The organism is Kitasatospora sp. NPDC041988 (assembly GCF_055588525.1).
Genome location: NZ_JBVJCO010000003.1, coordinates 128,522 through 154,753, shown reverse-complemented (window position 1 = coordinate 154,753; position 26,232 = coordinate 128,522). Strand labels below are relative to the sequence as shown.

Here is a 26,232-nt window from a genome sequence, read left to right as displayed (position 1 = left end):
GGGCAAAACGGTCGGGCCAGGCACATCACGCTACTTCGCCCGCCCGGCCCCGGCCTGTCGTCACCGCCCGCCCGGGTGATCCGCGGGCCCTTCGGCCGTCCCGCCCCGCCCCCGCGCCGCCCGCCCGGGCCGCCGGGAGGTGACCTTCCGTCGCCCTCCGTAGACCCCGGCTACTCCGTACCTAGGCCCTGGCTACTCCGTACGTAGACCCCGGCTACTCCGTACGGGTGTCGCCACTACTGCGCACGCAGTGCACGAGGTGCCTGCCCGGCGAGGACGACGCGCACGCCCCGGCGGAGTGACAATTGACTCGGTCCGACTCAAGTCCCGCGGCCCGGCGGGGCGTCTGCGGAAGGAGGCCGGTGATGGTTCGTTCGGTCGGGATCGATCTGGGCACCACCAACTCCGTCGTCTGTGTCCTGGAGGGCGGCGAACCCACCGTCGTCCCCAACGCGGAGGGCGCCCGTACCACGCCGTCGGTGGTGGCGTTCGCCAAGGGCGGCGAGGTGCTGGTCGGCGAGGTGGCCAAGCGCCAGGCGGTGACCAACGTGGACCGCACCGCCCGTTCGGTGAAGCGGCACGTCGGCGACGCGCAGTGGCGCTTCCCCGAGGCCGGTGACGTGGACGGCCGGCGCTACACCGCGCAGGAGATCTCCGCCCGCGTGCTGCAGAAGCTGAAGCGCGACGCCGAGGCCTACCTGGGCGAGGACGTGACCGACGCCGTCGTCACCGTGCCGGCGTACTTCAACGACTCCCAGCGCACCGCGACCAAGGAGGCGGGCGAGATCGCCGGCCTGAAGGTGCTGCGCATCGTCAACGAGCCGACCGCGGCGGCGCTCGCGTACGGGCTGGACAAGGAGAACGACCAGACGATCCTGGTCTTCGACCTCGGCGGCGGCACCTTCGACGTCTCACTGCTGGAGATCGGCGACGGGGTCGTCGAGGTGAAGTCCACCAACGGCGACACCCGGCTCGGCGGCGACGACTGGGACCAGAAGGTCGTGGACCACCTGGTACAGCAGTTCAAGAACGGCTACGGGATCGATCTCGCCAAGGACAAGATGGCCGCGCAGCGGCTGCGCGAGGCGGCCGAGAAGGCCAAGATCGAGCTCTCCTCGGCGAGCGAGACCAGCATCAACCTGCCCTACGTCAGCGCCTCCGCGGACGGTCCGCTGCACCTGGAGGAGAAGCTCACCCGCGCCCAGTTCGAGCAGCTCACCGCCGACCTGCTGGAGCGGTGCAAGGGCCCGTTCCACCAGGCGGTGCAGGACGCCGGGATCCAGGTGGCCGACATCGACCACGTCATCCTGGTCGGCGGTTCGACCCGGATGCCGGCCGTCACCGGGCTGGTCAGGTCGCTCACCGGGAAGGACCCGCACAAGGGCGTCAACCCGGACGAGGTGGTGGCCGTCGGTGCTTCGCTCCAGGCCGGTGTGCTGAAGGGCGAGGTCAAGGACGTCCTGCTGCTCGACGTCACCCCGCTGTCCCTGGGCATCGAGACCAAGGGCGGCATCATGACCAGGCTGATCGAGCGCAACACGACCATTCCGACCAAGCGCTCGGAGATCTTCACCACGGCCGAGGACAACCAGCCGTCCGTGCAGATCCAGGTCTTCCAGGGCGAGCGTGAGATCGCCTCGTACAACAAGCGGCTCGGCATGTTCGAACTCACCGGCCTGCCGCCCGCGCCCCGGGGGCTGCCGCAGATCGAGGTCACCTTCGACATCGACGCCAACGGCATCATGCACGTCGCCGCGAAGGATCTCGGCACCGGCCGCGAGCAGAAGATGACCGTCACCGGCGGCTCCTCGCTGCCGAAGGACGACATCCAGCGGATGATGCGCGACGCCGAGCAGCATGCCGAGGAGGACCGGCAGCGCAAGGAGGCCGCGGAGACCCGCAACCAGGCCGAGCAGCTCGTCTACTCGACCGAGCGGCTCCTCGCCGACAATCCCGAGAAGGTCCCCGGCGACGTCAAGGCCGAGGTGGAGGCGGCGCTCGCCGACCTCAAGGAGAAGCTCAAGGGCGAGGACGCCGCCGCCGTCCGGATCTCGATGGAGCGGGCTGCCGTCGTGGCGCAGAAGATCGGCACGGCCATCTACTCCCAGGCCTCGTCCGGCTCCGGCGCCCAGCCCGCGGACGGCACCACGGGCGGCCAGGCGGACGGCTCCGGGGGCGCGCCGGGCGGCGAGGAGGAGGTCGTCGACGCCGAGATCGTGGACGACGAGAAGCCCAAGGGCCCGGGCGGCTGAGCCGGTTCGGCCGTCCCGGCGCCTCGGTGTCTCGGTCAGGTCATGTGGTCGGGCTCCCGGGTGTGCGGAGGGTGCGGCGGATGGCGTTGCGGAGCCAGTGGTGGGCTCTGTCGGCCGCATGGCGGGGGTGCCAGGCCATGCCGACGGTCACGGGCGGCAGCGCCACGGGGATGTCCAGGAGGTGTAGTCCGAGGGCGATGGCGTCGCCGGTGAGGGGTGAGGGGGCGGCGCCGGGGAGTGCCGCGGGTACGAGGCAGACGATGTCGCTGCGAGCGGCGAGGGTCATGGCGGCCAGGTGGCTGGGGAGGACGATGCCGACCCGCCGATGAAGGTTCTGCTCGGCCAGGGCGGTGTCGAGGGGGCCGGTGAACCGGCCGCGGCGGCTGACCGCGACGTGTTGGGCGGCGGCGAGCCGGGCCGGGGTCAGGGGCCCTTCGGCCAGCGGATGGCCGGGCCGGACGGCCGCCATCATGCGGAGGCTGACCAGTTCCTCGACCCTGGTTTCGGGGTCCACGTGGTCGATGGACCCGACCTCCAGGTCGATCCGGCCGTCGCGCAGGGCTGGGCCCGCCTCCAACTCCTCGGCCCGGAGCCGGAACGAGACCCCCGGTGCCTCCTGCTCGGCCAGGCGCAGCAGTCCGGGGGCCAGTGCCGCGCCGACCAGGTCGGCGGTCTGGAGGGTGAAGGTGCTGCGCAGGGTGGCGGGGTCGACGCCGGTATCGGGGCTGAGCAGGGCTCCGAGGCGCTGCACCACGGCCGCGGCTTCCTCGCGCAGGGCCTGGGCCCGCGGGGTGGGGACCATGGTCTGCCCGGCCCGGACCAGCAGCGGATCCTGCAGGGTGCGGCGCAGGCGGGCGAGCGTGCGGCTCATGGCGGCGGGCGAGGTGTGCAGGCGGGCGGCGGCCCGGGTGACGCTCTGCTCGGCCAGCAGGGCGTCCAACGCGATGGCGAGATTGGCGTCGAGGGCCGAATCCGGGCTGTTCACCAGCATCATTCCATTTCAGTCAATGATTCCGTGCTGAAGTTCCCATTGTGGCAACACCGTGCTCCTTCGCAGGATGGGGGGCGTACCGACCGGCACGACCTGCGAGGTTTTCATGATCGTCATCACCGCTCCCACCGGGAACATCGGCCGTCACCTGCTCTCCCGGCTCCTGGAGTCCGGCCCCGCCGCAGGCGAGGAGCTGCGCGTGATCGTGCGCGACCCGGCCCGGCTTCCGGACGCGGCGCGCGGACGCGTCGAGGTGATCGTCGGCTCGCACGGCGACGCCGAGGTCGTCGACCGGGCCTTCGAGGGTGCGGACGCCGTCTTCTGGCTCGCCCCTCCGGACGCCGCCCTGACCCCGTATGACGCCTACAGCGGCTTCAGCGGACCGGCCGTGAGGGCGCTCGCCGCCCACGGCGTCGGCCATGTCGTCGGCGTCTCCGCGCTCGGCCGCGGCACCCCGCTCGCCGACCGGGCCGGCCTTGTCACCGCCTCCCTCGCCTTGGACGACCTCATCGCCGGCAGCGGCGTCGCCTACCGGGCCCTGGCCAACCCGTCCTTCTTCGAGAACCTCCTGGAGGAGTCCGACTCGATCCGCGACAAGGGCGTGTTCACCGACTCCGTCGACGCCGACCGTAAGGCTCCCCTCGTCGCCACCGCCGACATCGCGGCCGTGGCCGCCGGCCTGCTGCTGGACCGCTCGTGGACCGGCACCGGCAGCGTCCCCGTCCTCGGGCCGCAGGATCTCTCGCCCGACGACCTGGCCCGCATCATGACCGAACAGCTCGGCCGCCCCGTCCGCTACGAACGCCAGACACTCGACGAGCTGCACACCACCCTCGTCGCCTACGGCCTCAACGAGGCATTCGTCCAGGGCATCGTCGACATGAAGCGGGCCAAGGACCAGGGCCTGGACGCCGGCGTCACCCGCACCCCGAACACCGCCTCCCCCACCGGCTTCGAGCAGTGGTGCGCCCGGACCCTCAAGCCCGCCGTCCTCTCCTGAAGCCCACCACCTGTCGCCGGGACACACAGTGGCCCAGCGCACCAAGACCACCTGCCACTTCGGAGGCCCCCTGATGCCCACTGTGAGAACCGAACCACCGGTCACGGCGTTCATGCTCGTCAAGACCACACCCGAGTGGCTCGCCCTGACCGTCCGACAGCGCGTCGACGCCTTCACCACCCAGGTCCTGCCCGTGATCGAGGCCAGGACCACCGGCGTCCGGTCACGCTTCTACGACACCGAGTTCTACTCCGCGCGCGTCACCGACGTCTGGGTGTGGGAAGCGGAAGACCACCACGCCTACCGGCTCCTCATCGACGCACTGCGCGAAACCCCCTTCTGGGACCGCTACTTCGAGGTCGTCGACCTCCTCGTCGGCACCGAGAACGGCTACGCCCACACCTATGGCCTCGAACCCGTCGCCACCATCACCACCTGACACGCCGCCCACCCCGCGCGACCGGTCCGATGCCCTCCGGCCGCCGTCCCGCGGCGCCTCCGCCCGTGCAGCGGCGCGCGGTGACCCGGAACCGGGCCGAAACGGTCGGCCCGGCCCGCCGGCCCTCGCATAGAGTCCGGTCCATGGGGAACAGGGTGGGAGCGCGTGAGCTCTACGAAGGCCTGCTGGACTACGAGGGCACGGATGCGTACGGGGAGGTCGTCGCACCGTGGCTCGACCGGGCGCAGGGCGGGTACCGCACCTCGCTCGCGGTGGCGGCCGAGTGCAGCGGATGGTGGACGGCGTACCGCACCGACGACAGCGTGCAGCGCCTGAACCGGCAGCTCTACGCCCTGAGTCGGGTGAGCGACATCCTGTTGCTCGGCCGGCAGCCCTCCCGCGACGCGGTGGACACCGGCGTACCGTGGCCGGCGGTGCCGGACCACGAGTACCTCGGGCTGTTCGGCGCCCTCGGCATGACAGCCTCCGGGGTCGGGGGCGGCTTCGACCCGGTCCTGCACGAGATCGTCGAGGTCGAGCAGGCCGACGACCCCCGGTCGCCGATCGAGGTCACCGAGGTGCTCTGGCCGGGCCTGATGCTCGGCGACCTCGTGTTCGGCCGGGCGGGCGTCCGGGTCCGGGCCGGCGCCGGGCATGCGCAGCGTGGTGTGGCCGACCGCTCGCCGCTGTACTGGGGCTTCCGGCGCCGTCACAGGCCGACCGTCGACCTCTCCCAGGGCTGGGGCGGCAACTCGCAGTGGGCGACCGGCCTCCGGCTCGACTACCGGACCTCGTCCGGCGACCGGCTCAACGTGGACGGCGACCGCCCGATCGACGGCAGCACGGTACTCGGCCCCGACCACCCTGAGAACCTCAGCCCGGAGGAGCGGCTGCTGACACCTCGCGAGCGCCGCGAACTGCTCCGCCACCGCTGCCTGCTCCGGACGCCCGAAGCCGCCACCGAACTGGCCGCCCTGGCCCCCTGGGAGAAGGAACTGATGCCCTTCGACTGGATCCTCCCCACCGGCGAGGAGTGAGCGGCGTGGCTCCGCCCGGTCTGTGCCGGCCCACGCAGCCGTGCGGCGGGAGCGCGGGTAGTGTCGGCGGCGGCCGTCAGGCCGGGGCGCGGCGCCGTGCCGGGGCCCGCTTCCGGTGGAGCAGGGCGATCGCCCGTCCGGGTCCGCGTAGTGGCGGAGGCTCCCGCCCGACCGAGAGGTGGGTGGTTCCATGCTGTCGGGTCGAACGGACCGGCTCGAACCGGCGGCCCACACCTGGGTGGCCGGCATCGACGTCGGCGGTACCGGGATCCGGCTCGCCCTTGCGCCCGACACCTGGCCCGTGGACCTCTCCGGCGCGCGGACGACGGGCGTCGCCTTGGCTGCGCGGGTCGGTGCGGCGGGCCACGACGCGGATGCGCTTCTCGCCGAACTGCTCCCTGCCCTCGACACCTTGGCCGCCGGGCTGCCCACGGGCGCGCGGATCGGTTCGGTCGCCATCGGCGCGACCGGGATGGCGCTGCTCGGCCGCGACCTCACCGCGAAGCTCCCCGGTCCGCTGGCCCACGCCACCGGGGCGGCGCGGCTGGTGCTGGCCGGTGACGCCGTCGCCGCCTACGTGGGTGCGCTCGGCACCCGGGCCGGAGTCGTGGTGGCGGCCGGCACCGGCCTGGTGGCGGTCGGCTACCACCCGGACGCGGGCTGGCGGCGCGCCGACGGCTGGGGCCAACTGCTCGGCGACTGCGGCAGCGGCAGCTGGATCGGTCGCGCGGGCCTGGAGGCGGCCTTGCGCGCGTACGACGGGCGGGCAGGTGGCTCGCCCGCCCTGCTGGCGGCGGCCGAGCAGCGCTACGGCCCGGTGACCGGTCTGCCCGCCGCGCTCCAGCCGCGCCCCGACCGTGCCGCGCTGTTGGCGGCCTTCGCACCGGACGTGGCCGCCGCGGCCGACGCCGGTTGCCCGGTCGCGGACGGGATCGTCCGGCGGGCCGCCGAGGAGATCGCCGCCAGCGCGACGGCCGCCGCCACCGCCGCCGGGCTCACCGAACCCGTACTCGCCCTGACCGGCGGCCTCTTCCGTCTCAGCCGCCTCCGCGAAGCCAGCCGCACCGCACTGACCACCCGCCTCCCGGCAGCCCGCCTCCACCGGCCCGACGGCCCGCCCCTGCTGGGAGCCCTGCGGTTGGCCGCCACCGCGGCAACGGGCCTGCCCTGGCCGGTCGACCCGCCCCTGCTCGACGTCCTGCGCACCCCCGCCGGGTGAACTCCGGTCTGAACGCGGGTCCGAACGCCCGCCCGAACGCCACCCCCGAGGGTGCGCGCCCAACGTGCTCCGGATGCCCCTGACCGCCCTCGCCGGGCAGAGCGGCGCAGAGCGGCGCAGGATGGATCTTCCCGGGCGTCACGAGCTTCCCGGGCACCACCAGCAGAACGGGCCGGCGAAGGGAGGCCGTCGTGATCGGTATGGCGGACATCAGGGAATGGCGCGGCCAGGCCGTGGTCGACGAGAAGGACCACCGGATCGGCACACTCGAATCCGTCTACGTGGAGACCGTCAGCGATCAGCCGTTCTTCGCCACGGTCACGGTCGGCCTGCCGACCCGCCACCGGCTGGCGTTCGTCCCGCTGGACGGCGCCGTGGTCGGGCCGGGGTACGTACGGGTCGCGTTCCCCAAGAGCCTGGTCAAACAGGCGCCCTCGATCGGTACCGACGACGTCCTGCCGGCCGAGGACGAACCGGCGGTCTTCGCCCACTACGGACTGGCCTACGAGACCGGTGCCGGCGGCGAGCGCCGGCTCGCCCGGCGCTGAGCGCCCGGCAGCTTCCGGCGGCCCTGGTGGCCCCGGCGGCCCGACGCGGCCGGGGTGGCCCGGGACGGCGGAGGTCGGGCGGACCTCCGCCATTCGGGTGAAGCGCGGCCCCGAACACTCTGCGGGCCGACCCGGAGGCGTCCCCCGTTCCCTTCCCGCGTCCCCCGTTCCCTCCCCGAACCGGGTGCTGAACCCGCTCGCCCAGGCCGACCGGCTGGACCCGGACGGCGCCTGCGTGCGGCGCTGGGTGCCCGAACTCGCCGCCCTCCCCGGGTGGGCCGTCCACCGCCCGTGGCGCCTGGACCGCCCGCCCGCCGGCTACCCGGCGCCGCTCGTCGACCCCGACACGATCGCCGCCCGCCTCCACCACGGCCGCGGTCTCGACTGAGCCGGCTGCCCGCCTGCCTGCCCGACTCGCCTGCCCGCTTGCCCCCCGCGCGCCCGCCGCCCGACTCGTCCCCCGTGCCCGCCCTGGACGTCCGCAGCGAGCGCACCCCGGCCAGGCGAGGCCGCCGTCACAGCCCCGGAGTTCCCGGATCGCCCGATAGTCCGTCATGCGTCGTTCATGTCCTGGTCGCTGACCTTCGGATGAATGGGGCCGCACGCAGTTGTACAGCCAACTGCGGCAACCCTCCTCCCGCCTCCGTGACCAGCCGCCGACGGCCCTGCCTCGCCCGCACCCCCGGCGGGCCGGCCGCCCGAGCGCGGCGGACAGGACAACCGTGGCCACCGGCAGCGCCCTGACGCTCACCTCACCCGCCAGCCCCGCCGAGGGTGACCGGCTCACCTTCCACTGGACGACCGACGCCCCCGACGCCAAAAACTGGGTCGGCATCTACGACGGCACCCGCCTGCCGGGCACCGGCAGCTCCCTGCAGTGGAAGTACACCCCGGCCGCCGACGGCGACGTCCAGCTCGACACCTCGGCGCTCACCGGCGGCCCGTACACCGCGTACCTGCTGGCCAAGGACGGCTACGGCATCCTGGCGACGTCCGAGCCGTTCGGCTTCCGCCCCAAGCCCGCCGTCGTCCGCCCGCACAGCGTCGTCGACGCGCTGACCACCGCCCCGGTCGCCCCCGGCGCCGCCGTCTCGGTGCGGCTCGGCGGCCTGTGGTCCCGTCCGGCCGGCAACCCGGCAGGGGCCGCCACCTTCCGCAGGATCAGCGGCGCCGCCTGGCTCTCGGTGGCCGCCGACGGCACGGTCACCGGCACGGCGCCCGCCGGCACGACCAGGGACCCCGAGGCGGTCGTCGTCGGCGTCCGGGACAGCGCCGGCGCCACCGACAGCGTGACCGTACAGATCCCGGTCGCCGATCCGGCCGGACCGCTGCGCCTGAAGGTGGCGAGCTGGAACCTCGCCAGCGCGGGCGCCGCCTTCACCGACGCACTGGAGAAGCAGCTGCGCGTCGTTCTCGCCCAGGGCCTGGACGTGCTGGCGTTGCAGGAGACCGCCGGGACGGCCGCCCGGGCGCTCGCCGACGCGCTCGGCTGGTACGCCTACCAGAGCCAGGGGAGCGTGGGCATCCTCAGTCGCCACCCGCTCACCGCCGTGACGGCCCCCACGGCCTCGCTGCCCGCCGCGGGCGCGACGGTGCAACTGCCCGGGAGCCGCAGCGTCCGGTTCTGGGCCGCGCACCTGGACGAGGCGGACTACGGCCCGTACGCCGTGCAGGACGGCCGGAGCGCAGCCGAGGTGACCGCCGCCGAGAACTCCTCCGCCCGCCTCCAGCAGGCCCGGGCGTTGGCCGACGCCGTCCGGGCGGACGCCTCCGGGGACACCCCGGTCGTCCTCGCCGGGGCGCTCTCCTCGCCGTCGCACCTGGACTGGACGGCCGCCACCGCCGCCGTGCACGGGGGCGTCGGCCCGGTCGCCTGGCCGGTGACCACCGTGCTCCAGGCCGCCGGACTGACCGACAGCTTCCGCGAGGAGAACCGCAACCCGGCCAAGGCGCCCGGCCACACCTGGTCCCCCGTCCGCAAGCAGCGCGGCAGCAAGCCGGAGCCGCAGGACCGGATCGACTACGTCCTGTACAGCGGCCCGCTGAAGCTGGTCGAGGCGCACACCCTGGTCGCCGACTGGCCCGCCACCGGCACCGACCCGGCCGCCCTCGCCGCCAACCAGTGGCCCTCCGACACGGCCGCCGCCGTCGCCACCTTCCAGCTCTGACGGCCCAGCGCGCGCACCCGCACACCCCCGCGCACCCGGCGCCCGCCAACCCTCCTCCGCCACCCCCGAGAGGCCTGTTCGCCATGTCCGAACTCTCCCGCCGTACCTTCGTCGGCGCCACCGCGGCCGCCGGCGCCGCCGCCGTGGTCGGCCTTCCGGCCGCACCTGCCGAGGCCGCACCCGCGCCCGCCGCCAACCGCCTCACCGGCACCATCAAGGACGTCAGGCACGTCGTCGTGCTGATGCAGGAGAACCGCAGCTTCGACCACTACTTCGGCACCCTCAACGGCGTCCGTGGCTTCGGTGACAAGCAGGCGCTCCAGTTCCCGGACGGCACCGACGTGTTCCGCCAGCCCGATGCCGGGCGCAGCGACGGCGGCGCCATGCTGCCGTACCGGATGGACACCTCCAAGTACAACGCCCAGAACGCCGGTGGCCTGCCGCACGACTGGGCCACGGGCCACCAGGCGATCAACAACGGCGCGATGAACAAGTGGATCGCCGCCAAGGGTGAGCGCACGATGGGGTACTTCACCCGCGAGGACATCCCCTACCAGTTCGCGCTGGCCGACGCGTTCACGATCTGCGACGCGTATTTCACCTCCCTGGCGGGCCCGACCGACCCCAACCGCCTCTACCTCTGGACGGGAACGGCGGGCCCGGGCCGGGACGGCACCACCGGCCCGTGGATCGACAACACGCCCGTCACCGACAACCCCGTTGCCGACTGGACGACGTACGCCGAGCGCCTCCAGGCGGCCGGCGTCTCCTGGCGCGTCTACCACAACCCGAGCAAGGACGACCGGACGGGCGACTACGACGACAACGCCCTCTCCTACTTCAAGCAGTTCCACAACTTCCCCACCACGGACCCGCGTTACATCAACGCGATGACCAAGTTCGACCCGGCCGCCTTCGACGCCCACTGCAAGGACGGCACCCTGCCGACCATCTCCTGGCTGGTCGCCCCCTACCTCTTCTCCGAGCACCCGGAGGCCGGCCCGGCGTACGGGGCGCACTGGGTCAACATGGCGCTGCAGTCGCTGATGTCCAACCCCGAGGTCTGGCAGCACACCGTCTTCCTCGTCATGTACGACGAGAACGACGGGTACTTCGACCACATGGTCCCGCCCACCCCGGAGCCCGGTACGCCCGAGGAGTTCACCCAGGGGCGGGCGATCGGCCTCGGCAACCGGGTGCCGCTCTGGGTCGCCTCTCCCTGGTCGCGCGGCGGTTGGGTCAACTCCCAGGTGTTCGACCATACTTCGGTGCTGCGGTTCATGGAGCAGGTCACCGGTGTCGCCGAACCCAACATCTCCGCGTGGCGGCGGGCCGTCTGCGGCGACCTCACCAGCTGCTTCGACTTCGCCGCCCCGGACCTCTCGATACCGCGACTCCCGGACACCAACGCGCTGATGGCCAAGGCCGACGCGGGCACCAAGCTCCCCGGTGTCCGACTCCCGGCCGCCGGCGCCCAGTCGATGCCCGTCCAGGAACGCGGCGAGCGCCTGCACCGCCACCTGCCCTACCAGCCCTGGGCCGACATCGACGTGGACCGGAAGACCGGCAGGGTCACCTGCACCATGGCCAACGACGGCACGGTCGCCTTCCCGTACACCGTCTACCCGAACATCCTGCTCCCCTTCGCCGGCACGCCCTACACGGTGGCCCCCGGCGCCACGGCCACCCACGTCTGGGAGGCCGCCAGGACCAACGGCCGCTACGACTTCACCGTGCACGGCCCCGACGGCTTCGTTCGCCGGTTCGCCGGCACCGTCGTCCGTGACGGCCAGAACGGCTCGGGCAGCCCGGACGGTCAGAACGACGTCGGCGTGCCGATCGTGACGGCCGACCTGAGCAACTCCTCCCGGCTCACCCTCCAGCTGGTCAACGACGGTATGACCGATGTCGCCTTCACCGCCGCGCCCAACGACTTCGCGGGCACCGCGCAGACGGTCTGGGTCAAGCCCGGCAAGCAGGCCAACCTGGCCTGGCCGCTGGACAAGCAGGGCCGCTACGACGTCGTCGTGACGGCCGCCACCGGCCTGCGGTTCACCCAGCGCTACGCGGGCTGGGTCCACTGACCACCCGTTGAACCTGACCACCCGCTGAAGGTGACCACCCGTTGAACGTGATCACCCGCTGAAGCCCGGGCCGCACCACGGGCCGGGGGCGCCGAACCGGTGACCCCCCGGCCGTGGCGCGGCCGCCGGGCCGGGCCCCGCGGTTACCGTCGGGCGCATGCAGAAAATCGTCACCTTCCTCTGGTTCGACCACCAGGCCGAAGAGGCCGCCCGCTTCTACACCTCGCTGTTCGCCGACTCCCGGATCATCGGCGTCACCCACTACGGCAAGGACGGCCCCGGCCCGCAGGGTTCCGTCATGACCGTCGAGTTCGAGCTTGCCGGCCAGCGCTTCGCCGCCCTCAACGGCGGTCCGACGTTCCGCTTCACCGAGGCCATCTCGCTCCAGGTGGAGTGCGCCGACCAGCAGGAGGTGGACCGGCTCTGGGCCGGGCTCACCGCCGACGGCGGCGAGGAGAGCGCCTGTGGCTGGCTCAAGGACCGCTACGGCCTCTCCTGGCAGATCACCCCCCGCGTTCTGATGGAGCTGATCGCCGACCCGGACCGGGCCAAGGTGGACCGCGTCATGGCGGCGATGATGCGGATGCAGAAGCTCGAGATCCAGCCGCTCCTCGACGCGGCCCGGGGGTGAGGCCATGACCGCCGCGCCCTACCGTTGCATCATCTACCTCCGGGCCACCCCCGAGCACGTCTGGCACGCGCTCACCAACGCCGACGAGTCCGCCGTCTACTGGGGCCACCGCAACGTCTCCACCTGGCTGCCCGGCGCCCGCTGGGAGCACCGGCGTACCGACGACTCCGGCACCGCCGACGTGGTCGGCACGGTCGAGACCGCCGAACGCCCGCACCGGCTGGTCACCACCTGGGCCGGTCCGGACGAGCAGCGCCCGGCCGGCCCCTCCCGGGTCACCTTCGAGCTCGAAGGGCACCGGGACCTCACCCGGCTCACCGTCACCCACGACCGGCTCGCCGACGAGGCTGAGCGCGCCGACGCGGAAGCCGGCTGGTCGGCCGTCCTGTCCAACCTGAAGACCTATCTGGAGAGCGGCCGGCCGCTCCCGCAGGAACCCTGGTCGATGCCCTGACACCCGGCCCCAGCCGGCCCGCTCGCGAGCCCCAGCCGGCCCGCTCGCCCCAGCCGGCCTGATCGCGGGCCCTAACCGGCCCGCTCGCCCGCCCGTCGTCCGCGCCAGAGCCGGGCCAGCCGGGCGGGCCGCAGCCGCCCGGAGCGCAGCCGCTCGCCACGGGCCAGCCGGCGCAGCCACGCGAACCGGGAGAACCGCTCCCGGTTTGCCACCGAGGCCCGGTCCAGCTCCTCCATCAGCCGCCGGCCGCGGTGTTCGAGGTCCAGCTCGTCCAGGATCCGGTCCACCTCGGCCAGCAGCGCGCCGTGCAGCTGCCACGCCTCCGGGTGCTCCTGCACCTGCCGCAGCAGCAGCTGGGCGACGTTCTCCCGGCTGGCCCAGGCGGCGGCCAGCTCGGCGGTGAGCCGCCGCTCGGCCTCCTCGGCGTTGCGGCTCACCTGGGTGGTGACCAGCACCGCGAAGCTCACCAGGGCCCCGCCGACGTGCGCCAGCAGCTCCTCCAGCGCCACCGCGACCTCGGCCGGGAGGAGCCGCTCGCCCGGTGCGCGCCGCTTGGCCAGGTCGGTGAGCGAGCGGGCCAGCACCCGGATCACCACCACGCAGATCTCCAGCGTGTCCAGCCCGGTGCGCAGCACCAGCCGGGAGAGCAGGCCCTCGCTGATCCGCGGGTTGAGCCGCAGGCTGTCCTCGGCCTGCCGCAGCGCCCCGTCCACGTCGGCGATGGCCTGGTCGAGCCGGCGGGCCTCGTGCAGGCGTTCGGCCGCGCGCTCCACCGGGGTGGGCCGGCCGAGCTCCTCGGCGATGCCGTTCAGCAGGTGACGGGCGCGCCGGGCGAGGTCCTCGATCGACTCGCCGGCCGTGTCCACCCAGACCGGCGGCGCGAACACCAGGTTGAACAGCAGCCCGACGACGGCGCCGATCAGGGTCTCCAGCACCCGGTCCCAGGCCTGCGAGGTCACCTGCGAGACGCCCAGGATGAGCATCGCGCTGATCGCCACCTCCTGGACGAACTCGTCCACCCGGACGAACCGCCCGATCGTCAGCGAGGCCAGGATGATCAGCCCGAGGCTCCACCAGGAGAGCCCGACCACCGAGCTGAACCCGATCGCGATGAGCACCCCGACGACCACCGAGTTGACCCGGCGGATGCTGGTGGTCAGCGTCGAGTAGACGGTGACCTGGACCACCAGCAGCGCCGTCAGCGGCGCGGTCAGCGGGGCCGGCTCACTGCTCAGCTGGGTGGCCACCGCGTACGACAGGGTGGCGGCCACCGTCGCCCGGATCGTCTGGACGACGAAGGGTTCTCGGGTGCCGCGGCGCAGTGCGGTCGCGAAGGACTCCGGTAGTAGGGCCATGCCGCCCTTCTTCCCCCGGACCGCCGCCTCCACCGCCGAACCGCCGGACCGCTACCCGAAAGAGCCGCGTACCGGGGCCGCCGGGGCCGGTGCTACGGCTGCTTGCGCTGGTCGCGGAGCAGCTTCCACGGCGCCATCGCCGACTCGACCTGCACGCCGAGGCTCATCTTCGACGCGCCCTTGATCCGCTCCTCGAAGCGGATCGGCACCTCGCGGATGGTCAGCCCGCGCTTGACGACGCGGTAGTTCAGCTCGACCTGGAACGAGTACCCGTTGCTGTGCACCGAGGGCAGGTCGATCGCCCGCAGGGCCTCCGCCCGCCAGGCCTTGAAGCCGGCGGTGGCGTCCCGGACCCCGAGGCTGAGGATCGTGTTGACGTAGAAGTTCGCCCAGGCCGACAGCGCCTTGCGGTGCCACGGCCACTCCTCGGCGGTCGAGCCGCCCGGCACGTAGCGGGAGCCGATCACCACGGCGGTGTTGTCGGCCAGCAGCGTCTCCACCATCAGCGGGAGCACCGACGCGGGGTGCGAGAGGTCGGCGTCCATCTGGATCACCACGTCCGCGCCCTCCTCCAGGGCCCGGGTCATGCCCGCGATGTACGCCCGCCCGAGGCCGTCCTTCTCGGTGCGGTGCAGCACGCCGACCGTGTCGGGGGAGTCCGCGGCGAGCTTGTCCGCGACGTCCCCGGTGCCGTCGGGGGAGTTGTCGTCGACCACCAGCAGGTTCAGGCCGGGCAGCTTGAGGTCCGCGAGCAGCCCGGCGAGGACCGGGAGGTTCTCCCGCTCGTTGTACGTGGGTACGACGACAACGACCTTGGGGGAGGCCTCGACCATGTTCTATCCCTCGCGCGATCCCCAGCCCGTGGCGCGCCGTCGGCGCCTTCACCCGGCCGGACAGTTGTTCATTTCGGTCGGGCGAGTCTAGCCGCGTACGGATCAGCGGTTCCCACCGCGGGTACCCGGTGGTACCCCGGGGCGCCGAGCGGGCGACGCGCAGGGGCGCGCCCGCCGCGTTCCCGGGCACCGGTGACCAGGTCACATAGCCTGACCGGGCCGTCCGTCCGACGGCCAGTGGTCGGGAGCCGCATGCGGGTGGGCGGCCGGCGTCGTGGACAGGGGAGTACGTGGGCTCGTCAGCTTCGGCCGTTCCGGGGGCCGCCCGGGGGCCCGCTCCGTCGGCCCGACAGCGATTGCGCGCGTGGCTGCTCGAAGGCGCGGACACGGCGACACGGCACCCCGGGCCGCATGCGCAGGCGCCCGTCGAGCACAAGGGTCAGCGCTGGTGGCGGGTGATGTGCCTGACCGGCCTGGACTACTTCTCGACGCTCGGCTACCAGCCGGGCATCGCCGCCCTGGCGGCCGGTCTGCTGTCGCCGGTGGCGACGATCGTGCTGGTCATCGTCACGCTGTTCGGCGCGCTGCCGGTGTACCGGCGGGTGGCGCAGGAGTCGCCGCACGGCGAGGGCTCGATCGCGATGCTGGAGCGGCTGCTGTCGTTCTGGAAGGGCAAGCTGTTCGTCCTCGCGCTGCTGGGCTTCGCCGCCACCGACTTCATGATCACCATCACGCTGTCGGCCGCCGACGCCACCGCCCACCTGGTGGAGAACCCCCACCTGCACAGCGCCCTCAGCGGCCGGCAGGTGCTGATCACGCTGATCCTGGTCGCCCTCCTCGGCGGCGTCTTCCTCAAGGGGTTCAGCGAGGCGATCGGCCTGGCCGTCATCCTGGTCGCGATCTACCTGACGCTGAACGTGGTCGTCGTCATCACCGGGCTCTGGGAGGTCCTCCAGGCTCCGCACCTGGTCACCGACTGGAAGGACGCGCTGACCGCCGAGCACGGCAACGCGATCGCCATGATCGGCGTCGCGCTGATCACGTTCCCCAAGCTGGCACTGGGCCTGTCCGGCTTCGAGACCGGGGTCGCGGTGATGCCCCACATCGAGGGCGACCCGGAGGACACCGAGGAGAAGCCGACCGGCCGGATCCGCGGCGCCCGCAAGCTGCTCACCACCGCCGCGCTGATCATGAGCGTCTTCCTGATCACCACCAGCTTCATCACCACCCTGCTCATCCCCAAGGCCGCCTTCGAGCCCGGCGGGGAGGCCAACGGCCGCGCTCTCGCCTACCTCGCGCACGAGTACCTCGGCAACACCTTCGGCAGCATCTACGACCTCTCCACCATCCTCATCCTCTGGTTCGCCGGGGCCTCCGCGATGGCGGGCATGCTCAACCTGATGCCCCGCTACCTGCCCCGCTACGGCATGGCCCCGCACTGGGCCCGCGCGGTGCGCCCGACCGTCCTGGTGCTGACCGCCATCGCCTTCCTGGTGACGTGGATCTTCGACGCCAGCGTCGACGCCCAGGGCGGCGCGTACGCCACCGGCGTCCTCGTGCTGATCAGCTCGGCCGCCATCGCCGTCACCATCGCCGCCCACAAGGCCCGGCAGCGCAACTGGACGATCGGCTTCGCGGTGATCGCGGCGGTCTTCCTCTACACCACGGCGGTGAACATCGCCGAGCGGCCGGACGGCGTCAAGATCGGCGCCTGCTTCATCGCCGGCATCATGCTGCTCTCGCTGCTCTCCCGGCTCAAGCGCGCCTTCGAACTGCGGGTCACCGATGTCGTCCTGGACGACGCGGCGGAGCGGTTCGTCCGCGACTACACCCACCGCCCGCTGCGGCTGATCGCCAACGAGCCGAACAACCGCGACCTCGCCGAGTACCAGGAGAAGAAGCGGCAGATCCGCGCGGACAACGACATCCCGGCCGAGGACGACCTGGTCTTCGTGGAGGTCACCGTCCGCGACCCCTCGGAGTTCGAGGCCGTACTGCGCGTCCACGGCGAGGTGCTGCACGACCGCTACCGGGTGCTCTCGCTGGAGAGCTCCAGCGTGTCGAACGCGCTGGCGGCGCTGCTGCTGACGGTCCGCGACCGGACGGGGCAGCAGCCGCACATCTACTTCGAGTGGACGGAGGGCAACCCGTTCGCGCAGTTCCTGCGGTTCTTCCTGTTCGGCCACGGCGAAGTCGCCCCCGTCACCCGCGAGGTGCTCCGCGAGGCCGAGCCCGACCGAAGCCGCCGCCCCCGCGTACACGTCGGCTGACACCTCAGCCGCTCCCGCCCCACCTCCGTCGGGGCCCGGCTTTCGGACCCGGCTGGCGTCTGCCACCCGCTACCGACAACCCGGTCCGCTACCTGTTGGGGCGGGACTTGCTCCAGGCGGGGGCGACGAAGGCGATCAGGCCGACGGCGAAGACCAGCTGGAGGACATGGCGGGTCCAGTCGATGCCGGAGGTGTGGCCGACGCCGACCCAGCCGGCCACCGCGTTGCCGAGCCAGGCACCGGCGGCGCCGAGCAGCATCGTCAGCCACCACGGGATTGCCTGCGGGCCGCGCAGGATCAGCTTGGCGATCACGCCCAGTACAAAGCCGATGAGCAGAATCCACAGGAGCTGGAACATCGCATTCCACCTTTCGAGGCCCGTCGTCCCATGATCGCCCGAACGGCCGCCACCGGCACCTCGGAGGCTGCCCCCACCGGACTGCACGTCGCCGCCGGGCCGCCGGTGCCCGTATGGCCGAGGTCTCACTGTCTGCGACCGGCGGGGTCAGCGATCGGGCCTCACGCGGTGCGCCACGGAGCCGATGCTCTGTGCTGTGGGATTGCTGTGGCTGTACGGATCCTTGACGGGAACTCCTTCACGCCACTGTGCGCAGAGCTGTTCCGCCTGTCGGCGTTCCTCCGCCACGCTGCGCGGAAGGCGCACGTGCAGCACGGTGAGAAGGTCGAATCTGTGGAGGTCGAAGGCGGCGTGAACGGACTCCCCATAGGCGACGGCTGCCGCCACGGCGCCTCGGTAGGCGATGATCGCCATCGCCAACGGGATGAGGGCCAGCAGCAGCCACCACTGAGATCGGTACAGCAGGCCTGCGGCAATGACGGCGCTGACCGCCGAGGTCGCCGTCAGACGAGCTGAGACGTCCAGAGTGTCGCGTCTGTCGTCGACCACGCCCCGCATTCGGTCGCCGAGCACGCAGTAGAGCCGCGGCCAGGCCACGACAGCGTCCCACCCGTAGGTACGGCCTGCTGAATCCTCCATGGCACACAGGGCGTTACCGAGGGCAGTGGGCTGTACGAGGTGGTCCGGCAGCGGGAAACGTCGGCGCAGGCGCGCGCCCATGAGCCCCGCCAGACGGACGGTGTCGTCTGCGACGCCGTCGAGTGAGTCTGGCAGCGTCGCAGCCTGCTGGAGGAGCGCTCGACGTCTCTGCTGGCGCCTTCGGCACAGACCCGAGCCCAGCCAGGTCGGCCAGGCTCCCTCCATGATGCGGACGAGGGCCAGCTGCAGCGGCTGGACGAGTACAGCGAGCAGGGTGATGGTGACCGCGATGAGGAGGATCTCGCCGACACCGAGATGTGCGGCTGTTTGCCAGGCTTGGCTGAACGACAGCTGACTGCCAGGCGCACCGGCCCACACGAGGACGAGGATGAACAGCGCCGCTGCGTAGGTCGGCAGGTATCCGACCAAGAAGAAGCGTTGTCCGAGTGATTCCTGGACCGGTTTGGCCGCGGTGCTGAGATTCACTGGACGAGCGTCATTTCGCCGTGTCCGGGAAGGCCGCAGGCCGGCAGGAAGCGGTCGTCGTAGAAAGCGCGGTACGCCAGCCTGCCACATGTTGGACAGCGGAATTCGACCACTCGGTACCTGGTCGATTCGCCCGGCAGCCCGGCGCGGTCCCCCTCGCTCGGGCTCCTACTGGCCGTCGTCATCCCGAGCGCGGAGAGATAGGACCGCGAGGACACGCCGAGGACTGCGCCCCCCGCCACGACCGTCACCCGCCCGGTCGTCGCTGCGGCGTCGAACACCTGCAGGAGCGCATGCGTCGCATCGTCGAGGGCTGTCCCGGAGGGAATCTCAAGCCGTACGCCCTGCGGGGATTCAGGTGGATCCGGTACGGCTGGATCGAACAGGATTTCTAGATCCGATTTCTCATCAGCCACCCGCACACCCCTCATCGCCGTCAATGTCATCTTCGGAGACGCCAACCAGGCATCATCGTTGACGCAGGGTATCGGTGTCGCTGTGGCAGCCACGGCATTTCCGGGCGGCGGCGGCACTTTTCAGCACGGATAGCGCCGCCCAGGGGCAGGAGTTGCTGTGTCGACTAATCCTCCATCGGCCTGGCTCGCCGGTTACATGCTGCAAGAGGCGATGGACTCGTCAGAGCCGGATGCCCTGGATGACGCCATCGAGGCCTGTCGGCAGGCGCTGTCCGCCATGTCGAAGAAGGGTGCCGACTATCCGGGCACCCTGAACAACCTGGCGGTCGGTCTGCACAGCCGGTTCGAGAACACGGGCGCCTTGGCAGACTTGGACGGGGCCCTCGACGCGCTCCGGCGGTCGGTGTCCTGTACATCGGAATCGGAACCGAGTCGCCCCTCCCGTCTCGCCGGTCTCGCGACTCTCCTTGAGACGCGCCACGCCGGCTTCGGCGATCTGGAGGCGTTGAGGGAAGCCGTCCTGCTCCGACGCGGTGTGGTGGCTGCGACTCCGGCCGGCGACGCCGCAAGAGCCGAGCGACTGGCGCGACTGAGCGGCTCGCTGTTCAATCTGGGAGGTAGGACCGGCAGCCGCGACGCTTGGGACGAGGCCCTGGCGCTCGCACGCGACGCGGCTGAAGCGAGCCGGCCAGGGCAGCCGGAGGAAGCGGGAATCCTGTCGGACTTGGGCGCGTCCCTGCAGGAACAGTACAAGCGCGGTGGTGACCCGGACGTCCTCGCAGAGGCGATCGAGGTGGGACGCAGGTCCGTCGTGGCTGCCGTCGACGGTGACCCGGATCGAGCTGTCTACCTGTCGAACCTTGGGCGGGCCCTGGCCTTCCTCTTCGACCGCACCGGTGACCGGGCGATCCTCCTGGAGGCTCTGGAGGTGAAGCGCCGGGCAGTAGCAGACCTACCCGACCTGGAGAACCACCGGCGCCCGGCCGTGCTGAGCGGCCTGGCAGCCTCGCTCCTCGACCTCTACGAGCTGTCGGGAGACCCGTCTCTCCTGTCGGAAGCCCTCCAGGTGTATCGAACGGCTGCCGATACCACTCCGGCAGGCCACTCTGAGGAGTCGCGCCGTCAGGGAGACCTCGGACATGCTCTGCAACTGCTGTACCAGGCTGACGGACGCCTGGATGATCTCGATGGAGCGATCGCCGCTCACCGCAGGGCAATCGCCCTGGCGGGCAGCGGGGACCCGAAGCGGTCGGCCTGTCTCTCCAACCTTGGTATCAGCCTCAGAACCCACTTCGAGCGCACCGGAGTTGTGGCCTCTCTCGACGAGGCCGTCACAGTCGGACGTGCGGCCGTCGATGCAACGACCGCAGAAAGCATCGACCTGGTCGGACGGCTGGGCAACCTGGGGAACACCCTGCGAGTTCGCTATGAGCATACGGGGGAGCTGGTCGCCCTGGACGAGTCCGTCCAAGCCCACGCGCGGGCCGTGGCCGCTTCCGTGCCATACCCGCACACACGCGCGGCCGCCCTGTCCAACTTGGCCGCAGTCCTCCTCACCCGGCACGGCCGGACCGGTGTGCGGGGCGACCTCGATCAGGCCGTCTCCCTTCTGCGCGAGGCATGCGACCTCGTACCTGACGACCACCCTGACCGGCGGACGTACCTGACGAACCTCGGTACGGCCCTTCTGGGCTGCTTCAAGGACACGGACGACGAGGCTGCTCTGGAGGAGGCCCTCCGGAGCTATCGCCGCGCCGAGGAAGCCACGCCTTGGAACCACCCGGACCGTGGCGGCATCCTGTGCGATCTCGGTATCGCCTTCCACAGCGCTGCCGAACGCGGCGACGATCCTGCCGGCCTGTTCCGGAAAGCTGTCCGGTGCTATCACGATGCCCTCGACGCCCTGCCCGAGGACCATCCGAAGCGTGCGGTCGTTCTCGTGAATCTCGGCAACGTGTCGGAAGCGGCATACCGCTCGAACGGGGGTGCCGACTCACTCGGCTCCGCCTTGGCCGCCTTCCGGGCAGTGGCCTTGCTGACCTCGGCTGCCACCTGGACGCGGGTCCAGGGCGCTGCGAGTTGCGGGCGGCTCGCTGCGGAGACCGGGGAGCACGTCCTGGCGTCCGAGATGTACGGGCTGGCGGTGGAGTTGCTGCCGCTGGTCATGTCGCGTCATCTCGCCCGCTCGGACGCGGAGCATTGGTTGAGCCGCTTTGCAGGGCTGGCCAGCGACGCCGCGGCATGCGTCCTAGAGGTCGGTGACGTTGAGAAGGCCGTGACGACGCTTGAGCTGGGCCGCGGAGTGCTGCTCTCGCAGATGCTGGAATCCCGCGGAGACCTCAGCGAACTACGTGACCGGGCACCCGATCGGGCGGGACGTTTCGAGCAGCTCTGTCGTGAGCTCGAGGCGCCCGCGGACGCCGCCCTCGCCGACCCTTCCTCCACCCCCGCCATTGCGGTCACCGAGCCCGGCGGCATCCGCCCTCCCGGCGGACGTGGCTTCGCGGGTGAGCGCCGGCGAGAACTCGCCGAGGAGTTGGAAGGACTCGTCAACGACATCCGCGAGCTGCCGGGCATGGAACGCTTCCTGCTCCCACCTACGGTCCAGCAGCTCACCTCCCAGGCCACGGAGGGGCCCATCGTCCTGGTCAACCTGAGCCGGATTCGCTGTGATGCGCTGATTCTGCAGAAGACCGGTACCACGGTTTTGCCGCTCCGCGGAATCACCGTCGAGTCGGTCTACCAGCGCACCCGCGAACTCTTCCTCGCGTTCCTCGCGATCGACGAGGCGCCGCTGCGACTCTCACGACGCGGACCTGCCGAACAGGTCATCCACGACATCCTTGCGTGGCTGTGGGACGAACTGGTGGGACCGGTGATGAAGGCCCTCGGCCTGACGGAGTCCGCCGAAGGGCCGGTTGACCTGTGGCCCCGGGTTTGGTGGGCGCCGACCGGGCTGCTGAGCTACCTTCCCCTTCACGCCGCCGGACACCACGGTGATGCCAGGGTCCCGGGACGGCGGTCCGCACTCGAACGTGTCGTCTCCTCCTACACGCCCACAGTGCGTTCACTCGCCCATGCCCGGGCGCTCCCGAGGACGACCAGTCACACACCTCGGGTACTCGTCGTCTCGGTGCCGAACGCGCCGGGTGCCCGTCCGCTGCCCGGGGCGCAGCGCGAGGCGGAGATCGTCAAGGGTCTGTTTCCCGACGCGACGGTTCTCGCGGGCGAGTACGCGGTGAGGGAATCGGTCCTGGCTGAGCTGCCGAGCAGCACCTGGGTGCACTTCGCCTGTCACGGATACAGTGACCCGGACGACCCTTCGGCCAGCGGTCTCGTCCTTCATTCCGGCGCCGCCCGAGCACTGGACGTACTCGACGTTTCACGTCTCCAGCTCCACGATGTCGAACTCGCCTACCTGTCCGCATGTGCCACGGCGCGTACTCGCCCCGATCTGGCGGACGAGGCCGTCCATATCACCGCTGCCTTCCAGATCGCCGGGTATCCCCACGTGATCGGCACACTCTGGGCGATCAACGACGCCGTCGCCATCGAGACAGCGGAGCAGCTCTACGACGCTCTCGCACCCGAATCGGGCTCCCCGAACGCGGAGAACGCTGCGCGGGCCGTCCACCGCGCCACGCGCAGCCTCCAAGCCCGCTATCCGCTCACCCCGTCACTCTGGGCCGCGCACATTCACACGGGCAGGTGATGGCCCCGCGGCCGCGAAGTTGTCTGGACAGCTTGGGGTCGACGGGTCGTCACCGGGCCGACATGCGGCACTCCGGCACCGTCCATCTGGGGCACGTAGACATAACGGGTCTGGGCCGAAACCAGCCCCCGCCCAGCGCCCGTGACAAGGAGCGACCCCCCGATGAGTCCGATGCCCGAACTGTCGCGCCGCACGATCCTCGGCGGTGCGGCGGCGGCCGCCGTGCTGTCCGCCCTCCCGCTCAGCGTGCGCGAGGCGCTGGCCGCGCCGGCGAAGCCCGGCAAGCTGGCGGACATCCAGCACGTCGTGGTGTTCATGCAGGAGAACCGCGCGTTCGACCACTACTTCGGCACGCTGCCCGGCGTGCGCGGCTTCGGCGACCGGACGGCGGTGCGCGGGGTCAACGGGCGCACGGTGTTCCACCAGCCCGACCCGAGCCGCAAGGAGGGCCACCTGCTGCCCTTCCCGATGAACGCCGCGCACACCAACGCCTACCAGCAGGGCGCCCCGGCCTTCGGCTTCGTCGACTCGATGAACGCTTGGAAGGACGGCCTCGCCGACGGCTCGGTCACCCGCCGCTCCGGCGGCTGGCTCGGCCAGGGCTACTACGAGCCCGCCGACATGCCGTTCTACAACGCGCTCGCCTCCGTGTTCACCACCTGTGACGCCTACTACGCGTCCGTGCAGTGCAACACCAACACCAACCGCGACCACCTGATGACCGGCACCAGCGGCGGCACCGTGCGGGACACCCCGGTGACCGACAACACCGAGATCCCCGGCGGCTACGAGTGGACCACCTACGCCGAGCGGCTGGAACGGGCCGGCGTCAGCTGGAGGACCTACCAGGCGCTGGACAACTTCGACGACAACGCCCTCGCCTGGTTCGCGCCCTTCGTCAAGGCCAGGCCGGGTGAGCCGCTGTACGAGCGCGGCATGCGCGCGGTCGGTGACCCGGCGAAGAAGAACGATCCCTTCGCGATGGGCGACGCGCTGGTCGAGGCCTTCGCCGCCGACGTCCAGGCCGACCGGCTGCCGCAGGTCTCCTGGCTGGTCGCGCCCGCCGCGCTCTCCGAGCACGCCAACTACGCGCCGCCGAACGGCGAGCACCTGACGGCCCGGCTGCTGGCCGCGCTGGCCGCCAAGCCGGAGGTCTGGGAGAAGACCGTCTTCATCCTCAACTACGACGAGCACGGCGGCTTCTTCGACCACCAGCTGCCGCCCGTCCCGCCGCTGGCCGCCGGGCGGGGCAAGTCGACCGTTCCGGTGGACGGCGAGGTCGTCGTGCGGGTGGGCAAGGGCGGCTCGACGTACCACCGGGTGGTGAGCCAGGACGGCAAGTACCGGGTGAAGGCCGCCGATGGCTCGCCGGGCTGGTCCGACACCCTGCCGGCCGGGGAGACGGTGGTCTCCGGCCCGTACCCGATGGGCCTCGGTGTCCGGGTGCCGATGATCGTCGTCTCGCCGTGGACCCGCGGCGGCGTGGTCGACTCCACCGTCTACGACCACACCTCGGTGCTGCGGTTCCTGGAGCAGTGCTTCGGCGTCCAGGAGCCCAACATCAGCCCCTGGCGGCGCGCCGTCTGCGGCGACCTCACCAACGTCTTCGACTTCTCCGGCCGCAACCCGGTCTGGCCGCAGCTGCCGGACACCAGCGGCAACCGGCAGAAGGTGGCCGACACCGGCAAGCTGCCCGCCCCGACCGTGCCCAGCTCGCAGACCTTCCCGCAGCAGCAGCGCGGCACCCGCACCGCGCGCCCGCTGCCGTACGACCTGTTGGTCAAGCCGAGGCTCAAGGGCAACGAGCTGACGCTGGACCTCATCAACCAGGGCCGCCAGGGCGCCGTCCTCGCCGTCTACCCGGCGCCGGGGACCGCGCCGCGCCACTACACGGTGGGCGCCAAGTCCCGCCTCTCGGACGTCTGGACGGTCGGCCCGGACGGCTACGACCTGCGGGTGCACGGCCCGAACGGCGCGCTCTGGCACCTGCGCGGGGACGCCGCCTCCGCGTACGAGATCTCGCTCTCCGAGGAGCAGAACGGCAAGGTGCTGGAGGTGGACGTGATCAACCGTTCGCGCACCGCCCAGACCTTCCTGGTGGGCGACCTCGCCTACGGCGACGGGCTGCGCGAGGTCCGGGTCGCGGCCGGTGACGACAGGACCGTCAACGTCAAGGTCGGCCCCGAGGGCTGGTACGACGTCGCGGTCGGCGTCCGCGGCGACCTCGCCTTCCGCCGCCGGATCGCCGGGCGCTTCCCCTGGGACGGCGAGCGCCTGCAGACCGACCCGGCGATGGGCCTGGCCGACCCGCTCGCCCTCGACGTCACCCTCAAGGCGGCCTCCACCACCATCGACGAGGCGATCCTGCTGCCCGGCCGCCCGGCCCGGGTCTCCGCCCGGTTCACCGCCACCGCCGCGCTCACCGCGATCGAGGCGCAGCCGGTCGTCCCGGCCGGCTGGACGGTCGCCGCCGTCACCGCCCCGCCCGCCGCCCTGGCCGCGGGCGCCGTGGCGACGGCGGAATGGGACGTCACCCCGCCCGCCCAACTGCCCGACGGCGCCGCCCACCGCATCCTGGTGACCGCCCGGGCCCTGGCCGGTGACCGCTTCGCCCTCGCCGACGGCGAACTCGCCGCCCGCACCGCCCCCGTGATGGCCGGCCACCTGCTCGGCGAGGACTTCGAGTCGCTGGCCGGCGCGCTCCAGCCGCTGGACGGCGTGCTCGGCTGGACGCCGCAGGCGCCGCAGGGTTGGTCGGTGGTCAACGCGCCGGCCATGCCGCAGGGCACCGTTCGCCTTCAGGGCTGGACCTTCCACACCAAGCGCGCCTGGTCCACCCCGGCCGGCCAGGACCGCGGCAACTTCACCCGCGGCCTCGGCATCCTCGCCGTCGCCGACCCGGACGACTGGGACGACACCGGCTCGCCGTCCCGCAAGGGCGTCTTCGACTCCACCCTCGTCTCGCCCGCCGTCCCGATCCCGGCCGGCACGGGCACCCTGCACCTCGCCTTCGACTCCCACTACCGCCAGGAGGCCCCGCAGAAGGCGACGGTCACCGCCGTCTTCGACAACGGCACCGAGACCCGCCTGCTCGCCTACGGCAGCGACGCCACCGGCAACGACAACGCCGGCAAGGACGTCCAGAACACCTTCGTCACCAAGCAGTTCCCCGTCCCCGCCGGGGCCCGTACGGTGACGCTGAAGTTCCGGATGCACGACGCCGGCAACAACTGGTACTGGGCCGTCGACCACATCCGCCTCGACACCAGGCCCATCACCGGCTGACACGCCGGGAGGCCCCGGCCCGCGCAGCCCGCACGCCGGGGTGCGCGGGCCGCGC

At 71.9% G+C, this 26,232-nt stretch carries 20 protein-coding genes; 14 read left to right on the top strand and 6 right to left on the bottom strand.

What is annotated here, in order from left to right; translation table 11 throughout:
* Positions 1-365 precede the first annotated feature (365 nt).
* Entirely contained in the window at positions 366-2,252 is a 1,887-nt protein-coding gene (dnaK, locus tag ACZ6NC_RS05390) for a molecular chaperone DnaK (RefSeq protein ID WP_465729216.1), read from the top strand.
* 40 nt (positions 2,253-2,292) lie between these two features.
* Here the strand turns inward: dnaK and ACZ6NC_RS05385 are convergent, their stop codons facing one another.
* On the bottom strand, positions 2,293-3,246 hold the full coding sequence (locus tag ACZ6NC_RS05385) for a LysR family transcriptional regulator (protein WP_465729214.1): 954 nt from the start codon (positions 3,244-3,246) through the stop codon (positions 2,293-2,295).
* A 103-nt stretch (positions 3,247-3,349) separates the two neighbouring features.
* Here ACZ6NC_RS05385 and ACZ6NC_RS05380 point away from each other — a divergent pair, with 103 nt between their 5' ends.
* From ACZ6NC_RS05380 to ACZ6NC_RS05335, 10 genes are all read left to right on the top strand, one after another.
* A complete protein-coding gene (locus ACZ6NC_RS05380) occupies positions 3,350-4,243 on the top strand; it encodes an NAD(P)H-binding protein (RefSeq protein WP_465729212.1) in 894 nt (297 codons plus the stop codon).
* 73 nt (positions 4,244-4,316) lie between these two features.
* Positions 4,317-4,682 carry a darcynin family protein gene (locus tag ACZ6NC_RS05375; protein ID WP_465729210.1) on the top strand — a complete coding sequence of 122 codons (366 nt, stop codon included), beginning with the start codon at positions 4,317-4,319 and terminating at the stop codon, positions 4,680-4,682.
* A gap of 143 nt (positions 4,683-4,825) precedes the next feature.
* Complete coding sequence (locus tag ACZ6NC_RS05370; protein WP_465729208.1) at positions 4,826-5,719, top strand: hypothetical protein; 894 nt, start codon at positions 4,826-4,828, stop codon at positions 5,717-5,719.
* 190 nt (positions 5,720-5,909) lie between these two features.
* Positions 5,910-6,938, top strand: a complete 1,029-nt coding sequence (locus ACZ6NC_RS05365) for a BadF/BadG/BcrA/BcrD ATPase family protein (protein ID WP_465729206.1) — start codon at positions 5,910-5,912, stop codon at positions 6,936-6,938.
* Between the two features lie 191 nt (positions 6,939-7,129).
* The gene (locus tag ACZ6NC_RS05360) at positions 7,130-7,486 is read left to right on the top strand and encodes a PRC-barrel domain-containing protein (protein WP_465729204.1); all 357 of its coding nucleotides are present in this window, start codon (positions 7,130-7,132) and stop codon (positions 7,484-7,486) included.
* A 184-nt stretch (positions 7,487-7,670) separates the two neighbouring features.
* Positions 7,671-7,874: an FAD-binding domain-containing protein gene (locus tag ACZ6NC_RS05355; RefSeq protein WP_465729202.1), complete on the top strand. Its 204-nt coding sequence runs from the start codon at positions 7,671-7,673 to the stop codon at positions 7,872-7,874.
* A gap of 334 nt (positions 7,875-8,208) precedes the next feature.
* A complete protein-coding gene (locus tag ACZ6NC_RS05350) occupies positions 8,209-9,654 on the top strand; it encodes an endonuclease/exonuclease/phosphatase family protein (protein WP_465729200.1) in 1,446 nt (481 codons plus the stop codon).
* Between the two features lie 83 nt (positions 9,655-9,737).
* Positions 9,738-11,738 carry a phosphocholine-specific phospholipase C gene (locus ACZ6NC_RS05345; protein WP_465729198.1) on the top strand — a complete coding sequence of 667 codons (2,001 nt, stop codon included), beginning with the start codon at positions 9,738-9,740 and terminating at the stop codon, positions 11,736-11,738.
* Positions 11,739-11,895: 157 nt separating this feature from the next.
* Positions 11,896-12,369: a VOC family protein gene (locus ACZ6NC_RS05340; RefSeq protein ID WP_465729196.1), complete on the top strand. Its 474-nt coding sequence runs from the start codon at positions 11,896-11,898 to the stop codon at positions 12,367-12,369.
* Between the two features lie 4 nt (positions 12,370-12,373).
* Positions 12,374-12,823 (top strand): SRPBCC family protein, encoded by a 450-nt coding sequence (locus ACZ6NC_RS05335; RefSeq protein ID WP_465729195.1) that lies wholly within the window; start codon positions 12,374-12,376, stop codon positions 12,821-12,823.
* A gap of 71 nt (positions 12,824-12,894) precedes the next feature.
* Here the strand turns inward: ACZ6NC_RS05335 and ACZ6NC_RS05330 are convergent, their stop codons facing one another.
* Positions 12,895-14,178, bottom strand: coding sequence for an FUSC family protein (locus tag ACZ6NC_RS05330; RefSeq protein WP_465729193.1), 1,284 nt, complete (start codon positions 14,176-14,178; stop codon positions 12,895-12,897).
* A gap of 92 nt (positions 14,179-14,270) precedes the next feature.
* Entirely contained in the window at positions 14,271-15,011 is a 741-nt protein-coding gene (locus ACZ6NC_RS05325) for a polyprenol monophosphomannose synthase (protein ID WP_465729191.1), read from the bottom strand.
* 458 nt (positions 15,012-15,469) lie between these two features.
* On the opposite strand from ACZ6NC_RS05325, the gene ACZ6NC_RS05320 reads away from it, so the two are divergent.
* On the top strand, positions 15,470-17,281 hold the full coding sequence (locus ACZ6NC_RS05320; protein ID WP_465729189.1) for an APC family permease: 1,812 nt from the start codon (positions 15,470-15,472) through the stop codon (positions 17,279-17,281).
* Between the two features lie 88 nt (positions 17,282-17,369).
* Here ACZ6NC_RS05320 and ACZ6NC_RS05315 read toward each other — a convergent pair whose 3' ends face one another.
* The 3 genes from ACZ6NC_RS05315 to ACZ6NC_RS05305 form a co-directional block, all read right to left on the bottom strand.
* Entirely contained in the window at positions 17,370-17,639 is a 270-nt protein-coding gene (locus ACZ6NC_RS05315; protein WP_465729187.1) for a GlsB/YeaQ/YmgE family stress response membrane protein, read from the bottom strand.
* Between the two features lie 147 nt (positions 17,640-17,786).
* A complete protein-coding gene (locus ACZ6NC_RS05310) occupies positions 17,787-18,764 on the bottom strand; it encodes a hypothetical protein (RefSeq protein WP_465729185.1) in 978 nt (325 codons plus the stop codon).
* Positions 18,761-19,225: a hypothetical protein gene (locus ACZ6NC_RS05305; RefSeq protein WP_465729183.1), complete on the bottom strand. Its 465-nt coding sequence runs from the start codon at positions 19,223-19,225 to the stop codon at positions 18,761-18,763. The genes ACZ6NC_RS05310 and ACZ6NC_RS05305 overlap by 4 nt, the downstream gene beginning before the upstream one ends.
* Positions 19,226-19,337: 112 nt before the next feature.
* Here ACZ6NC_RS05305 and ACZ6NC_RS05300 point away from each other — a divergent pair, with 112 nt between their 5' ends.
* Positions 19,338-22,892 (top strand): CHAT domain-containing tetratricopeptide repeat protein, encoded by a 3,555-nt coding sequence (locus ACZ6NC_RS05300; protein WP_465729181.1) that lies wholly within the window; start codon positions 19,338-19,340, stop codon positions 22,890-22,892.
* A gap of 162 nt (positions 22,893-23,054) precedes the next feature.
* On the top strand, positions 23,055-26,177 hold the full coding sequence (locus ACZ6NC_RS05295) for a phosphocholine-specific phospholipase C (protein WP_465729179.1): 3,123 nt from the start codon (positions 23,055-23,057) through the stop codon (positions 26,175-26,177).
* The last annotated feature ends 55 nt before the right edge of the window (positions 26,178-26,232 follow it).

Coding starts and splice junctions, on each gene's coding strand:
- dnaK (WP_465729216.1), top strand. CDS start 366: ATGGTTCGTTCGGTCGGGATCGATCTGGGCACCACCAACTCCGTCGTC.
- ACZ6NC_RS05385 (WP_465729214.1), bottom strand. CDS start 3,246: ATGATGCTGGTGAACAGCCCGGATTCGGCCCTCGACGCCAATCTCGCC.
- ACZ6NC_RS05380 (WP_465729212.1), top strand. CDS start 3,350: ATGATCGTCATCACCGCTCCCACCGGGAACATCGGCCGTCACCTGCTC.
- ACZ6NC_RS05375 (WP_465729210.1), top strand. CDS start 4,317: ATGCCCACTGTGAGAACCGAACCACCGGTCACGGCGTTCATGCTCGTC.
- ACZ6NC_RS05370 (WP_465729208.1), top strand. CDS start 4,826: ATGGGGAACAGGGTGGGAGCGCGTGAGCTCTACGAAGGCCTGCTGGAC.
- ACZ6NC_RS05365 (WP_465729206.1), top strand. CDS start 5,910: ATGCTGTCGGGTCGAACGGACCGGCTCGAACCGGCGGCCCACACCTGG.
- ACZ6NC_RS05345 (WP_465729198.1), top strand. CDS start 9,738: ATGTCCGAACTCTCCCGCCGTACCTTCGTCGGCGCCACCGCGGCCGCC.
- ACZ6NC_RS05340 (WP_465729196.1), top strand. CDS start 11,896: ATGCAGAAAATCGTCACCTTCCTCTGGTTCGACCACCAGGCCGAAGAG.
- ACZ6NC_RS05335 (WP_465729195.1), top strand. CDS start 12,374: ATGACCGCCGCGCCCTACCGTTGCATCATCTACCTCCGGGCCACCCCC.
- ACZ6NC_RS05330 (WP_465729193.1), bottom strand. CDS start 14,178: ATGGCCCTACTACCGGAGTCCTTCGCGACCGCACTGCGCCGCGGCACC.
- ACZ6NC_RS05325 (WP_465729191.1), bottom strand. CDS start 15,011: ATGGTCGAGGCCTCCCCCAAGGTCGTTGTCGTCGTACCCACGTACAAC.
- ACZ6NC_RS05320 (WP_465729189.1), top strand. CDS start 15,470: ATGTGCCTGACCGGCCTGGACTACTTCTCGACGCTCGGCTACCAGCCG.
- ACZ6NC_RS05315 (WP_465729187.1), bottom strand. CDS start 17,639: ATGTTCCAGCTCCTGTGGATTCTGCTCATCGGCTTTGTACTGGGCGTG.
- ACZ6NC_RS05295 (WP_465729179.1), top strand. CDS start 23,055: ATGAGTCCGATGCCCGAACTGTCGCGCCGCACGATCCTCGGCGGTGCG.